Origin of the sequence: Fibrobacter succinogenes, from assembly GCF_902779965.1 — a bacterium.
Classification (GTDB): domain Bacteria; phylum Fibrobacterota; class Fibrobacteria; order Fibrobacterales; family Fibrobacteraceae; genus Fibrobacter; species Fibrobacter succinogenes_F.
Map to the genome: position 1 here is coordinate 14,287 of NZ_CACZDK010000017.1, position 12,652 is coordinate 26,938.

The following is a 12,652-nucleotide window of genomic DNA, read 5'->3' on the forward strand; positions in this document are numbered from 1 at the left end:
GCCGAAATTTGCGCGTGTCTATTGCAATTAAATCTTCTGCAAGAACTCGACAAGTTCGCGATTAAGCGCGTTGTTGAGCGTATCCGCTTCTTGGACTGTGAGGTGCTCGTTGCCTTCGAAATCATGGGCGCGTTCTCCGCAGATGTCAATCCCAAGAATTTTGTGGCCTGCGGCTAGGGTGGTGATGCATTCTTTGAGTGCATCGAGCGTTAGCGAACCTTGATCCCAGTTGGTTGCGGCGTAAGCGGACGAGAGTGCATCTTTGTCGATGGAAATGTAGAGGGAATATGGAGACGAAAGACGAGAGACGAGTAGGCTGCCAGGTGAGTGTCGCAACGGCAAATTTATTTGCTGATATGACCGAACCGCAGCACCTGACGCCGATGGCGTCAAAGACGAGAGAAATGTTTGAGACGAGTGTTTGGTTAGTTCACTTTCTTTGATGAATGTAACTTTATCTAAAATATCCGCTTCCTCGGATTGTGAAAGTTCTTTGTGGACGGTTTCCACGAGTTCATCTTTGACTCCGATGATTATGGCGTTTTGAATAAACTTGTTGTTGTCGAGGACTTCTTTGACCCAGCCACCGCAACTTAAAATTCCGCCGAAACGGGGTGGCTGCATATCGGGATGGTGATCGAAAACAATGAGCGTGAACGGTTCTTGAACTCTGTCGGTCCAAAGTTTGCTCATGTAATGATAATTGCCGTTGTCAAAAAAGTGAATGGCCGGCACGTTTGCTGAATTGTCGCGATTCTTGATCATGCATTTGCTTTCAGTACTGTCGCGATTCTCGGCTTCGTCAATCATTTCGTTGATTGTTTTTACGGCTTCGTCATCGCAGTAGCAGTCGGTACCGACAATTTTCGTGCAGTCGAGCCTGCAAATGTTTTTGCATGTTTCTGCGGCTGCGCGCAGTTCTTGCATGAATGGCTGGTAATCGTAAATGCCCGTGAAATCTTGAACCGTAATTTTCATGCTTTAATAATAACTAAAAAGTTATTTAAACCGTTTGCAGAATGTGCAGGTTTGACAAAATGGGTGGCGTAGTTCGTGTTGCGCGAATCCTTCGCGAATGTTTTGTGCGGTGGGCGAGCCGAGAATTTCTGCAAGGCCTTGTTCGCCGATGTGGCCGAGTGTAATTTGTCCGCTATGGTCGAGGCAGCAGGCGACAACGCGACCGTCGTGAAGAATTGCTACATGCGTGTCAAGAGCGCGACAAGTGCCTGCAATTCTTTCGTCTCTTGTCCCGGAACAAGTCCGGGATGACAAAAGGGCTTTGCCCGTTCTCTCGTCTGATCTAGGCCATTCAAATCTTGTATCTTCGTGCAGGTAAAGGCGGCCTGTGATGTTGAAACTTTTGTGGCGGCTGCAAAAATGCCCAGGTGTGACATCGACGCCAAAAGTCTCGTGGATGCGGCTTAGCATGTAACTGTTCCATGGCGTGACTTCTTCGGCGCCAACGTTCCACAAACGCAAATTGATGTAAAGATCGGGGCGTTCGACAATTGTAAGGCTGCAAAAATCTAGAACGTTTTGTAAATATCGTTCCGCGGTTTCGCGGGGGAGTTCGGCATACGCGTGTGTTGAAAAGTTGACTTGTCGAACAGCGGGTGAGGCAAGAATTTGGCGGCCTGAGCGCTCGATTGTTGTTCCGTTTGTTGTAAGTGTTAACTTTAATGGAGCTTGTTCTAATTTTTTGATGTAATGCGCAAAGCCTGGATGGAGCGTGGGTTCGCCGAGAACATGAAAATAGACGTTTGTTGCTCCAATTTCTTGTGCGCCTGCGATGCATGCTTCGAATAGCTTGGAATCCATGAATGTGCGGCTTGCGAAAGTCGGCGAATTGTCCGCGGCTAATCCGTTGCTGGCTGCGTTTTCATTGTTCATGGCAGTTCCGCATGGGCAGAAGCTGCAATGCAAATTGCAGACATTCGTGATTTCGATATAGACGCTATTCACGACTGCCCCTCATCTCTATAATTACTTCTTGGTATTCGCTGAGTTTACCTGCTTTTTTGAGTCGCTTGAAAATTTTCTTGGGGACGCTGGGCTCTAGATATTCCCAGAAACTTTGCACGTGCGAAAGAATTTGACTATCGCCTTGGAATGTTTTGCAAGCGTTGTCGAATATGACTTGGTGCATTTGGAGAAGCTTGTCGAAAAAATTCAGCGGGGTGGCGGCGCCGTTTATATTACGGGTTTCTGCGGAACTAGATTCCTCATTGCTGCATAAAGCTTTGTATTCCGCAGCTAGACTCGGTTTCGCTAACATCCCGCGGCCAATCATCACGCCAGCGAGCTTCGGATAGCGTCGTTCCATTTCACAAATTTGCGAAACGCTTGTGATGTCGCCGTTGTAAATGAGCGGGTGACGACATTCTTCATAAAACTTTTCGAACGACTTAAAATCAATAGCGCCCTTGTATTGCTGTTTGCCAAGCCTTGGGTGGAGGGTAATTTGTGTGAGCGGTGTTTCGTTTAAAATTGGAAGGAGCGCAAAAGCTTCGTCAGGGGATTCTTGCCCGAGCCGCATCTTCACGGAAAATTTTATCGGCGCAGTTTTTTTTGCATTTGCCGGCGCGGTTTCGTTTGTGGCGCTAGATAATTTCGCGATTTCGTCCATGATTTTTTGGACGGTTGGCGCATCGTTCAATAGCCCGGCACCGCGATGACGATTGACTTGCATCGGGAAAGGGCATCCCATGTTGAAGTCGATTTCCGTGTAGCCTTTGGCGATTAATGCGTCTGCGAGAATTTTAAATTCATCGACGCTGTTTGCGATGATTTGCGGAATCTCGCGAGCATTCAAATCGCGCGCATTCCCTTCCGCGATGTCCGCGCATTTTGCATTTGCGCAATCAGCATTCGCGCATTCTAAATCGCGCAAATCTTTTTCGCGCGGCTTCCCGTTTTCAATTCGCAAGAATGGTGCGTAATAAGCGTTCACTCCGCCAAAAATTTCAGCGTGGGCTTTTCGATAAATACCCGTCGTGTAACCTTGTAGCGGTGCGAATAAAATTTTTAACATGGCGCGATTTTTGCGAACCTTTAAATTCTTGCGAACTTTCGGCTATTCTCGTTATTTTCCGAGTGCTTTCTTCAAAGCTCTGATGGCGTTTCCACGATGGCTGATAACTTTTTTCTCTTCAAGTTCCATTTGCGCAAACGTTCTTGTTTCGCCATCCGGAACAAAAAGCGGATCGTAGCCAAAGCCCATGTTGCCAACGGGCGCGTGATTGATTTCGCCGCGGCATTCGCCTTCGAAAATAATCGGCTCGCTAATGACAAATTTACCACTTTCGTTTTTGGTTACGGTCTGGTACGAAAGTGCGCAGAAATAGCGGGCTTTGCGATCTTCGATGCCTTCAAGCTTTTGCATCAATTTGACGTTGTTGGCTTCATCATCGCCGTGCTTGCCGCAATAGCGGGCACTGTAAATGCCTGGTTCGCCGTTCAATGCAAAAACTTCGAGTCCGGAATCATCGGCGAGTACGGTTGCTTCGATGTTTCGTTTGGCGAGCCATAGAGCTGTTGTGCTCGATTTGATAATGGCGTTCTCGGCAAACGAGTCTCCGTCTTCGATAATGTCTTCGTCGAAACCAATATCTTTTAATGTTTTAAATTCGTAATGATCGGTTCCCAAAATATGGGCGAAGTCTCTAATTTTTCCGGCGCTACCGGTTGCGATAACAAAAAGGTGTTTCATAAATTAGTGGTTAGTAAGCAGTGGTTAGTAAACAGGAATGAATTTAGTGGTTTGTAAGCAGAGGCTAGTAAATAGTGGTTAGTATGTAGGGATGTAAAAGGAACATTCTTATTGCAATCCTAACCACTAACCACTGACCACTAATCACTAGCTAGTACTTCTCCGGTTTCATGACTATCAAAATGGCGTCAACTATAGTTCCTATACCAAAAAGTCCACCGGTAAAGAGCCAAAGAAGTCCCGTCCAAATTTTCCCTTCGTAGAAACGGTGCAAACCGCAGATCCCGGGAAAAATGAAAATGGGGGCGAGGCAAAAACCAGGGATGAGGCATAGGATGAGCGCAATCCATTTATTATGTTCACCTTTAGCGGGCATAAAGACTCCTTGTTTGTTACGATTATAATTTAGAAAATGTGTGTTCAATGGTCGATAGTCAATGGTCAATAGTCAATAGCTGGTAACCCATAACTGATAACTAATGACCAAAGACCGATTCTGCTAGCTTCAACATTTATTATAATTCTTTTTGTGAAAATGAAAAAAATATCTCTTTCCTTATTGAGCCTTGCCGGTTTTTCGGCGGGCATGTTCCTTGCTGCATCCTGTGCTGCGCCATCTGTCAATCCTTCTGTACAGGCTACGGAATCCGCGCCGCCTGTGGTGCATGTTCCGGTTTATGCGGCTCCTGTAACGGTCTTCGAAATGCGCGTGCTCGATTTCGATAAGCAAGTTCGCGTCGTTGAAAAGCCAACGCTTGCGGCTCTTGACTTTGCGGCGTATTTCTCGAACCCGATTCGCATGGCGGGGATGGACGAAAAGCCTGAAAACTATACCGGCAAAAAGGCCAAAGCTCCGATTGCGGAATACCCGTTCCCGATGCTCGATTCTATTTCGGAATATGAACCGGATGCTGTTGCGGGGGTAGCGCCGATTGCGTGGGAACCTTTTGCAAAAATTCTCTATGCGCAGACGGGTGATGACGCCCTTACAAAAACATTGAATGAAGTCGAAGCTGTCAAGTGGGATGAACCGGATGTGTTCCGTGCGTTCCAGACGGTGAGCCGTTTGTGGGGCGTTCCTGGAACCGGTGAGAATCAAGGCAAGGTGGAATGGTGGGCCGAAGTGATGCCCGCTGTTTGGACCGGACGCGCTCCGTTCTATGGCAAACTCAAGATTGTTTCGGGGGGTGAATCTGCTGAAGTCTTGAATTATTACATGACAGCAGAAATGAACTCCGAAGAGGCTATGAACTGGGCTCGTACGCTTTCTTCGTACTGGTATCCGACTTTGAATACCGATTTGGAACAACATACTCCGGGTGCAATTTGGGAAAACTCTCGTGCGAATCGTCCGTTTGCTGTGATGCGCGGTAATCCGATGGGTAAGCCGATGTGGGTTGCTTTTGAAGTTCCTGCGTTCCGCTTGACGAATGAGCAGTTGCGCGCTGCCGCTGTTGCTGATTCTCTTGCAGCTGCCGGTGAAGTTGTGCCTGTAAACCGTACGCTCGATACGAGTTCGTATGCGCGGTTGGAAACGCTTGCGTCACTTGAAAATAGCTGCCCTGCAATGCCTGCGACAAAGAAGTTCCGCGAAGCATTAAAGAAAAAATTGGCAAAGCTCCCGAAAGAGCAAAATGCTTGGGCCGACAACGGCATGCTCTGGTTCCGCCGCAACGCAAATTATCTTGTTGCAGATAAAATTAGCGCTCAGGATAGCCTCCACAATCCGCTCCCTCGCATGATTGAACTCAAGCAATATCTGGAATCGCAAAATATTCAACTTTTAGTGGTGCCGATTCCTGTGAAAGAAGAAATCTATGCGGATAAACTTATTAAAGGAACTGATGCAGACTTGTGTGTGAACGTGAATGGCCGCGAATTTATTCGTGAAATGCTTGCTGCCGGGATCGATGTTCTTGATTTGTATCCGTCTTTGAAGGCTGCTCGCTCGGGTGACGAACCTCCGCATTACAGCTACCAGCGCTACGATACGCATTGGGCTTTGCCAGGCATGCTTGCCGCGATGGAACAACTTGCCTCCCGCGTGACGCAGTACAGCTGGTATGCCGATGCGAACCCGCAACCGGGAAGTCTCGTGATGAAGGATACGGTGGTGCTTCGCGAAGGCGATCTCGTCGCTCATTTGGCCGATAAGGAAAAGTCCAAATATCCTGCCGATACGCTTGCCGGTATGAAAATCTACAAGGGCGACAAGGCTTATAAGGGTGGCAAAAATGCACCGATCCTCTTGATGGGCGATTCGTTCACGGGCGTATTCGAATCTGTGGACCAGAAGAGCGGTGGCCCGGGTTCGCTCCTAGCTTATGCGACAGGCCTTGATGTACAAGTGCTTACGAGCTGGGGCGGTGGCCCAGGCGTTCGCAGCCGCTTAAAGAAAATGAAAAAGGACATGCAGAGCAAGCGTCTCGTGATTTACATGATGACTGCTCGTGACTTCTGGCAGAGCCCGATGGAATGGGACGGTATCTAGACGAAAGAACGCTCGCGATGCTCGCTACAGACGAAAGACGAAAGAATTATCGCTGTGACAATCAAAAAAAAGATTCTCTCTCGTCTCTCGTCTCTCGTCTATTGTCTAAACTCTTCTGGTCTGCGCTTTTTATCGCTGTTGTTGTGGCGCTTGCTTTGTTGCTTTGGAGCGGGCGTTCCGAGAATATGAGCTATCGCGAAATGGCTTGCGTTTTCGAAGAACGTGCACCTTCTTGTTTGGATTCCATTCCTGCATGGAACGAGGGGCTAGCTTTTTTTGACAGCAGTGTTGCCGCATCTCGTGACACGCTCGAATCGCTGAAAAACTTGCTATGGAAATTTTGGGATATTGAATTTGCCGGGGCGGGTGAAGCCGCGATTGCCAAAGAATCTGTGCTCCCGCTCCGCGTTCTCGAAAATAAAAAGTCCGGTTGCATGGGGCTTTCATGGCTTGCGCTCATGGTAGCGGAATCGCGTCATTTGCCATTGAATGCGATTCTCTTGCCGGGGCATGTTTTTTTGCGCTATGAATCGTCGAATGCGTCGTTTAATCTAGAACCGAACCGTCGTGGGTATTCGTACACCGATGCTGAATATCGTGAAAAATATCAAAAGGGTCCTTGGACTGGTCTAGAATTTAGACCGCTCAAACCTAAAGAATTTGTGGGCCTAGCAGCTTTTGATATCGGTAATCTTTTCCTTGAAACAGATATCCCTCGCGCGCTTACGTGGTACCGTATGGCCGAAGAATTTTTTCCGGCATATCCGGGAATTGATGTAAATCAAACCATTGCTAAAAATAGATTGCCAAATTCATTGTGATTACTTATTTTAATGGATAATTAAGGCGTGTTTAATGGATGATCAAGGCGTGTTTTTTAAGGGGAATAAATCAATCTGAACATTGGTTTGGGTTGGTTTAAAAAGCTATTTTTAGAGAGAAAATGTTTAACTGTTTTGCTCATCCCTTGTTCCTTGAAAAGGTACTTTTTCTGGTATCGTTTTTGCTTGCTTTTTCGGGTTGTGATACTTTTTATGGTGATCACGTTTGGCTTAATGCTCCCGTGGAAAATGATAAACTCCATGACGGATTGGTTGTCGTCAAAGCTTCGAAAGTGAAAAATTCGAGCGGAGGCTCGCTTTCGTATCTTGGAACGATTTCCACAAAAGCGAAGGCGAATGAACGCCCGCAGTTGCGTGTTGCCTTGGATTACGATTTCTCCATGGGTGTGCACGAGGTTACTTGCGCCGAATTTAAATCCATTATGGGGACAACTTTTGATGATCGGTGTAATGGTGAAGATTCGGATTTGCTGCCAGTGACAAAAGTGACCTATTTCGATGCCGTGCTTTATACGAATGAGCGCAGCAAGCGTGAAGGTTACGATACAGCTTACACGTATACCACGGCTTCTTTTGATGCCAACGGAAACTGCATCACGATGGAAGGGCTTGTTTTTCACCCAGAAGTAGATGCTTACCGTTTGCCAACGGAAGCGGAATGGCTTTTGGTAGCTGATCGTGACTGGCAACCATCGATTGAGTGGAATGCTCATAATTCTGGCTTTGAACCCAAAAATGTTTGTTCATATCCGCGCCTTCATGGTGATTTCTGCGATATGGGTGGAAACGTAAAGGAATGGGTTTCGGATTGGCTTGCGTATTTTAAGGACACGGTTATTACAAATTATGTGGGTGGGCCTGATGGTGGGGCTCTTGGCGAACGTGTGGTCAAGGGCGGCAGTTTTCGCAATGATCCATCTTCGATAAAGCTATATAATCGCGGTGATGTCTATATTGTGACTTCGGCTGCAAAGTCGGATTATCTGGGCTTTCGCATTGCGTTTGGAAAAATTCCAAATGCAGTGTGGATGGGGAGTGATGGCCGCGCGCGTGAAAGCCGAATTATTCCGATGGCAAGTGCAACTGTTGTCAAAAATAATATAGGAACATACCGTACAAAACTCGTATTCCGTAACGATGTGACCGGAAATTTAGCGTATGTTGATTACGTCAATGGTACGTTATCGGTTTCAGAAATTGTAGATACCCTCGATTCATATCATCCTGATATTTCTCCAGACGGAAGGCTTGTCGTTTTTTGCACGGGAATGGAAGGTGTTTCTGGAAAATCCGTAGCTTATGTTCGGCCTCTTTCGTTGGGAAAAGAGAAACCGTTGAAAATCAATGTGAAGGGGAATGTTTCTATTCCGCGATGGCGCGTATTAGAAAATGGTGATACGGTAATTGTTTATGTGTCCGATGCTGGAGACAATAAGAATGAATCGACTTTCAAGTCTACGAGTACGTGGCAGGTGAAGTATAGTCAGGGACGCTTTGGAACTCCGCAGAAGCTTTTTGACGGGGCCTATCATGGTGGTATCTCAAGTGATAACAAACTTGCTGTGACTGGAGCGCGGTTGTTGCGTGCTCGTATTGCTAGCTCTAATGGTACTTTGGCGAATGGTCGTGATACAGTTTGGTATAACGGAGAACAGGCTTGTAATGTGTCGCTTGCAAACGATGGTTCCAAGCGTGTCGCGTTCCTTGATTTCGGTGGTAAGACCGGAGCCGACTTTGTTGGCAAAAGTTATAGAACGCATGAACGTTTGCTGATTGCCGATAGCACCGGAAAACTGATTAAAGCGATTGCGGCTCCGGATGGCTTCAGCTTTGACCATGCAGAATGGGCTTTGAATTATATAAGCTCAAAACCGAATGGCGGTTTTATCGTTGCTACACTTACAAATCCCAATGGCGCTCATACAAAGGTAGTGCTTGTAAATGTTGACGATGGATCCGTTTTGAATTTGGCGGAAGGCGATGAACTTTGGCATCCGTGCATCTGGCGCCCCCAAAATTATATCCCAGAAAAAAGTGAACTTGACCCTGATAGTGCGGGAGTTTATTTGCATCCTGCTGATCAATGGGGTAATATCCTTATGCGTTTCAAAATGAATTTGCTTTGGAAGTACCGCGATTCTGCGAATGTCGTGATTTTGGGCTCGTCACGACCGATGTTTGGTGTATCTCCAACGAGATTTAGTCAACAGTTCTTTGTTGTTAATTTAGCACAAACTCCAAATTCTATTTATATGTCAAGGGATTTCTTGAATCTCTATATTTTAAGGCACTTGAAAAATCTCAAGTATATCGTTGTTTCGCTTGATATTGATTTTTGGCATAAGCAAGATGGTATTTATGGGGACAATTTTTTCTATAACGAATTTGAAAATTATCCTGGTTATGTCTATGATAGAAATCATGATTATTGGAGTGATGGATATCCTGAGGGATTGCTTGAATATACCGAAAATTCCGTGGGCTCGTCCGATGAAAGCATTTATATGAAAGATCGCGGGCGTTGTATGGTTGCTGCATGCAAATCCTGGCGTGATGATCCTGAAATCGAGCAAGATTCAAACTACCTTGATGCTCATTGGAATTTGATTGAAAATAGCATGGCTGCGCTTGTTTCTATTATCAAAGAGGCTGCAAAGAGAAATATTCGTGTTGTTGGGCTTATTTTCCCGCAAAGCCCTGCCTATGCAAAAACAGGATCTTTTGGACGCTATGGCTTGCGCCGTAGTTCTGCGGAAAAGCTGATTAGCGAAATTGAAAATTTGAAAAAGGAATATCCGAATTTTGTATTGATGGATGAAAATAAAATGGGAAAGCACGAGTATCCAGACAATATGGCTATCGATGAAGACCATTTGTGTTATGGAGGAAGTGTTTTGTTGACAGCTAAATTGGATAAATTCTTATTGTCATGGGAAGCAAAAAAATGAGATACTTTGAATTTTTATTGCTGATTGTTGCTCTGTTAAACGCTTGTAGCGATGACAGTGGTTCTCATGCTACGGAAAATCCGGTAGAGCATGAGGATATAGAAGGCTTTGTTTTTGTCAACGCTCATGGAAATTCGGCTTACTTGGGGACAAATGCAAGCAATGCACGGCAGAATGAGAAACCCCAGATGAGTGTGCTTTTTTCGTATGATTTTTACATTGGTGAGCATGAGGTAAGTTGCGGTGAGTATAAAGCTTTGCGTAAGGATGTAAATGTTCAATGCGAAAATGGAGATAATCGCCCAGTAACGAATGTGACATTCTATGACGCAGTGCTTTATGCGAATGCTAAAAGTAAACAGAATTTATTGGATACCGTTTATACATACACCAGTGCTTCTTTTGATGCTTCAGGAAGTTGTGACAACTTAAAGGGACTTGTTTTTCATGAAAATGTAAATGGATACCGTTTGCCGACCGAAGCGGAATGGGTTTATGTGGCAAGCCATGATTGGAATCCTGAAAAAGGTTGGAATAGCAATAATTCTGGATCCAATACTCATGATGTGGCGACTTCGCCTGCAAATGGCATTGGCGTTTATGACATGGCGGGAAATGTTCTTGAATGGGTCAATGACTGGTTAACACCTTTTATTACGGCATCCCCTTATATAATGGATTTTGTTGGCGGTGCCGATGAAGGTAGCCTTGGTGAACGGGTAGTCAAAGGCGGAAGCTATAGAAACGAACCTTCTGTGATCGATATGTATAGCCGTGGCGATGTATATACGGTTGTTTCTTCAACAAAGGGCGATTATTTAGGATTTAGACTTGCTTTGGGGGCGATTCCTAAGCCGACTTGGCTTGATGAATGCGGTGCCGTTAAGGAATCCATTGTAAAGTCTCAAGTGGATGTTTATGAAATGAAGCATGTCGTGGGAACTTTTGAATCGAAACTGGTTTTTCGCAATGATTTTTTAGGCAACTTGTCTTTTATTGATTTTGGAAGTGGCGTTGTCTCTGTTGTTGATATTAAAGGAACACAAAAGGCTTATCACCCCGATATTTCTCCAGATGGAAAACGAGTTGCTTATTGCTCTGGAATTGAAGGAAACAAAAGTGATGCATCGTCGATTTATGTCCGTGATTTGAATGCCGAAGGCTCTAACCTCGTGGAGCTGGATGTGAAAGGTGCTGCGATTCCACGTTGGCGCGTTCTTGACAATGGCGATACCGTCATTGTTTATGTAACGAATCCTGGCAATAATAAGGATGATGCTGCGTTCAAATCGACATCAACGTGGCAAGTGAAATTTGCCAATGGAAAATTTGGTAAGCCAGAAAAACTTTTCGATGGTGCTTATCATGGAGGCGTGAACGCCTCTAATACGCTCGCTGTAACGGGTGCTAGAATCTTGCGTGCTCGCATTGCGCCCAAAGGTAAGACTCTCGCAAATGGAATTGATACAGTATGGTATGGTGGGGAACAGGCTTGTAATGCCTCATTAGCAAATGATGGCAGCGATAGAACGTTGTTCCTTGATTTTGGCGGAAAGACGGGTGCTAAATTTGTGGGACAGTCTTATCGTACGCATGAACGCCTCTTGGTTGTTGATGCAAAGGGAAATCTCATCTAGAGTATTGCCGCACCGAATGGCTTTATGTTTGACCATGCGGAATGGGTGCTTGGTGGTTCGAATTACGCCGTGGCTTCACTTTCTAATGCCAATGGCGCACATCAAAAAAATGTGCTAATTAATTTATCTGATAGCACGGTGAAGACTCTTGTCGAAGGTGAAGAAATTTGGCATCCATGCTTATGGCATTCAAAAAATAATTACAATAGCAAAGATTTGGACACGGATAGCGCTGGTGTTTATTATCTGTCAAGCGCTTTTTACAGCGCTTTGGAACTCCGCGTAAAAATGCAACGATTCTGGGAAAAACGCGATAGTATTACCGCTGTCGCTCTAGGTTCTTCGCGTACGATGTTTGCTTTGTATGACAAAAACATCAAGTCGCATTACTTGTTGAATATGGGATTTTCTAACGCGCAGATGACGGGAATGTCTTATCTGTTTGTCAATTATGTGCTAAATCATTTGAAAAAATTGAAAGTTCTTGTTTTAGAAATGTCCCCGGACTTTTTATGGTACGATGGATATTCTACTTGGAATAATGTTGTCTATGATAAAGTTCCTGGTTTTAAGTATGATGAAAATCACAATTTCTGGGTTGATGGCTTGCTGGAGCATTTTTTGGATGCCATAAAGGTTACTCCGCGCTCGGAAACGGCTTTGATGCATCCGTATAATTTGGACGATTTCTTGTTGCCCGTGTATGGTCCAAGACGTAGCTATGCTAAGAATATTATTGATTCTGTAAAGGCCTTGAATGTCATTTTATTTGATGAAAATAAATTTGGGGCACATGATTACACCGGTGTTATGGCTTATAATACCGATCATTTGAGTGCTTCTGGTGCACAACAATTTACGCGAAGATTGGATTCGCTGCTATATAAATTAAAAAAGTGAATAATTTAACAAGGGGCGCAAAAATGTTAATTATTCATATTACAAACCGCATGATGTGTGCTCTAAATCAAATAAAGAGACTCTAGACAAATGGGCCGTGAATACGGACTATCTCAGCATTCAGG

At 45.1% G+C, this 12,652-nt stretch carries 10 protein-coding genes; 5 read left to right on the forward strand and 5 right to left on the reverse strand.

The genetic code is table 11. The annotated features are described in order from the left end of the window. Positions 1-27 precede the first annotated feature (27 nt). The 5 genes from HUF13_RS08890 to HUF13_RS08910 form a co-directional block, all read right to left on the reverse strand. On the reverse strand, positions 28-978 hold the full coding sequence (locus HUF13_RS08890; protein ID WP_173474797.1) for a hypothetical protein: 951 nt from the start codon (positions 976-978) through the stop codon (positions 28-30). A gap of 21 nt (positions 979-999) precedes the next feature. Further along, positions 1,000-1,962 (reverse strand): radical SAM/SPASM domain-containing protein, encoded by a 963-nt coding sequence (locus HUF13_RS08895; RefSeq protein ID WP_173474798.1) that lies wholly within the window; start codon positions 1,960-1,962, stop codon positions 1,000-1,002. Then, positions 1,955-3,031, reverse strand: coding sequence for a tRNA-dihydrouridine synthase family protein (locus HUF13_RS08900; protein WP_173474799.1), 1,077 nt, complete (start codon positions 3,029-3,031; stop codon positions 1,955-1,957). The genes HUF13_RS08895 and HUF13_RS08900 overlap by 8 nt, the downstream gene beginning before the upstream one ends. A gap of 51 nt (positions 3,032-3,082) precedes the next feature. Next, positions 3,083-3,709 (reverse strand): RdgB/HAM1 family non-canonical purine NTP pyrophosphatase, encoded by a 627-nt coding sequence (gene rdgB, locus HUF13_RS08905; RefSeq protein ID WP_173474800.1) that lies wholly within the window; start codon positions 3,707-3,709, stop codon positions 3,083-3,085. Positions 3,710-3,860: 151 nt separating this feature from the next. Then, the gene (locus HUF13_RS08910) at positions 3,861-4,085 is read right to left on the reverse strand and encodes a TM2 domain-containing protein (RefSeq protein ID WP_173387792.1); all 225 of its coding nucleotides are present in this window, start codon (positions 4,083-4,085) and stop codon (positions 3,861-3,863) included. 159 nt (positions 4,086-4,244) lie between these two features. Between HUF13_RS08910 and HUF13_RS08915 the strand changes: the two genes are divergently transcribed. The 5 genes from HUF13_RS08915 (at position 4,245) to HUF13_RS17320 (ending at position 12,527) form a co-directional block, all read left to right on the forward strand. Continuing rightward, positions 4,245-6,200, forward strand: a complete 1,956-nt coding sequence (locus tag HUF13_RS08915) for a hypothetical protein (RefSeq protein WP_173474801.1) — start codon at positions 4,245-4,247, stop codon at positions 6,198-6,200. Further along, positions 6,185-7,021 carry a transglutaminase family protein gene (locus HUF13_RS08920; RefSeq protein WP_304038997.1) on the forward strand — a complete coding sequence of 279 codons (837 nt, stop codon included), beginning with the start codon at positions 6,185-6,187 and terminating at the stop codon, positions 7,019-7,021. Before HUF13_RS08915 ends, HUF13_RS08920 begins: the two co-directional genes overlap by 16 nt. A gap of 122 nt (positions 7,022-7,143) precedes the next feature. Further along, positions 7,144-9,990, forward strand: coding sequence for a TIGR02171 family protein (locus tag HUF13_RS08925; protein WP_173474802.1), 2,847 nt, complete (start codon positions 7,144-7,146; stop codon positions 9,988-9,990). Continuing rightward, on the forward strand, positions 9,987-11,627 hold the full coding sequence (locus HUF13_RS17315; RefSeq protein ID WP_304038999.1) for a TIGR02171 family protein: 1,641 nt from the start codon (positions 9,987-9,989) through the stop codon (positions 11,625-11,627). Before HUF13_RS08925 ends, HUF13_RS17315 begins: the two co-directional genes overlap by 4 nt. Before the next feature lie 24 nt (positions 11,628-11,651). After that, positions 11,652-12,527 carry a hypothetical protein gene (locus HUF13_RS17320; RefSeq protein ID WP_304039001.1) on the forward strand — a complete coding sequence of 292 codons (876 nt, stop codon included), beginning with the start codon at positions 11,652-11,654 and terminating at the stop codon, positions 12,525-12,527. Positions 12,528-12,652: the final 125 nt, after the last annotated feature.

Excerpts from the sequence above, each read along its gene's own strand:
- HUF13_RS08900 (WP_173474799.1), bottom strand. The coding sequence starts at position 3,031 with ATGTTAAAAATTTTATTCGCACCGCTACAAGGTTACACGACGGGTATT.
- HUF13_RS08910 (WP_173387792.1), bottom strand. The coding sequence starts at position 4,085 with ATGCCCGCTAAAGGTGAACATAATAAATGGATTGCGCTCATCCTATGC.
- HUF13_RS17320 (WP_304039001.1), top strand. The coding sequence starts at position 11,652 with ATGTTTGACCATGCGGAATGGGTGCTTGGTGGTTCGAATTACGCCGTG.
- rdgB (WP_173474800.1), bottom strand. The coding sequence starts at position 3,709 with ATGAAACACCTTTTTGTTATCGCAACCGGTAGCGCCGGAAAAATTAGA.
- HUF13_RS08920 (WP_304038997.1), top strand. The coding sequence starts at position 6,185 with ATGGGACGGTATCTAGACGAAAGAACGCTCGCGATGCTCGCTACAGAC.
- HUF13_RS08890 (WP_173474797.1), bottom strand. The coding sequence starts at position 978 with ATGAAAATTACGGTTCAAGATTTCACGGGCATTTACGATTACCAGCCA.
- HUF13_RS08925 (WP_173474802.1), top strand. The coding sequence starts at position 7,144 with ATGTTTAACTGTTTTGCTCATCCCTTGTTCCTTGAAAAGGTACTTTTT.
- HUF13_RS17315 (WP_304038999.1), top strand. The coding sequence starts at position 9,987 with ATGAGATACTTTGAATTTTTATTGCTGATTGTTGCTCTGTTAAACGCT.
- HUF13_RS08915 (WP_173474801.1), top strand. The coding sequence starts at position 4,245 with ATGAAAAAAATATCTCTTTCCTTATTGAGCCTTGCCGGTTTTTCGGCG.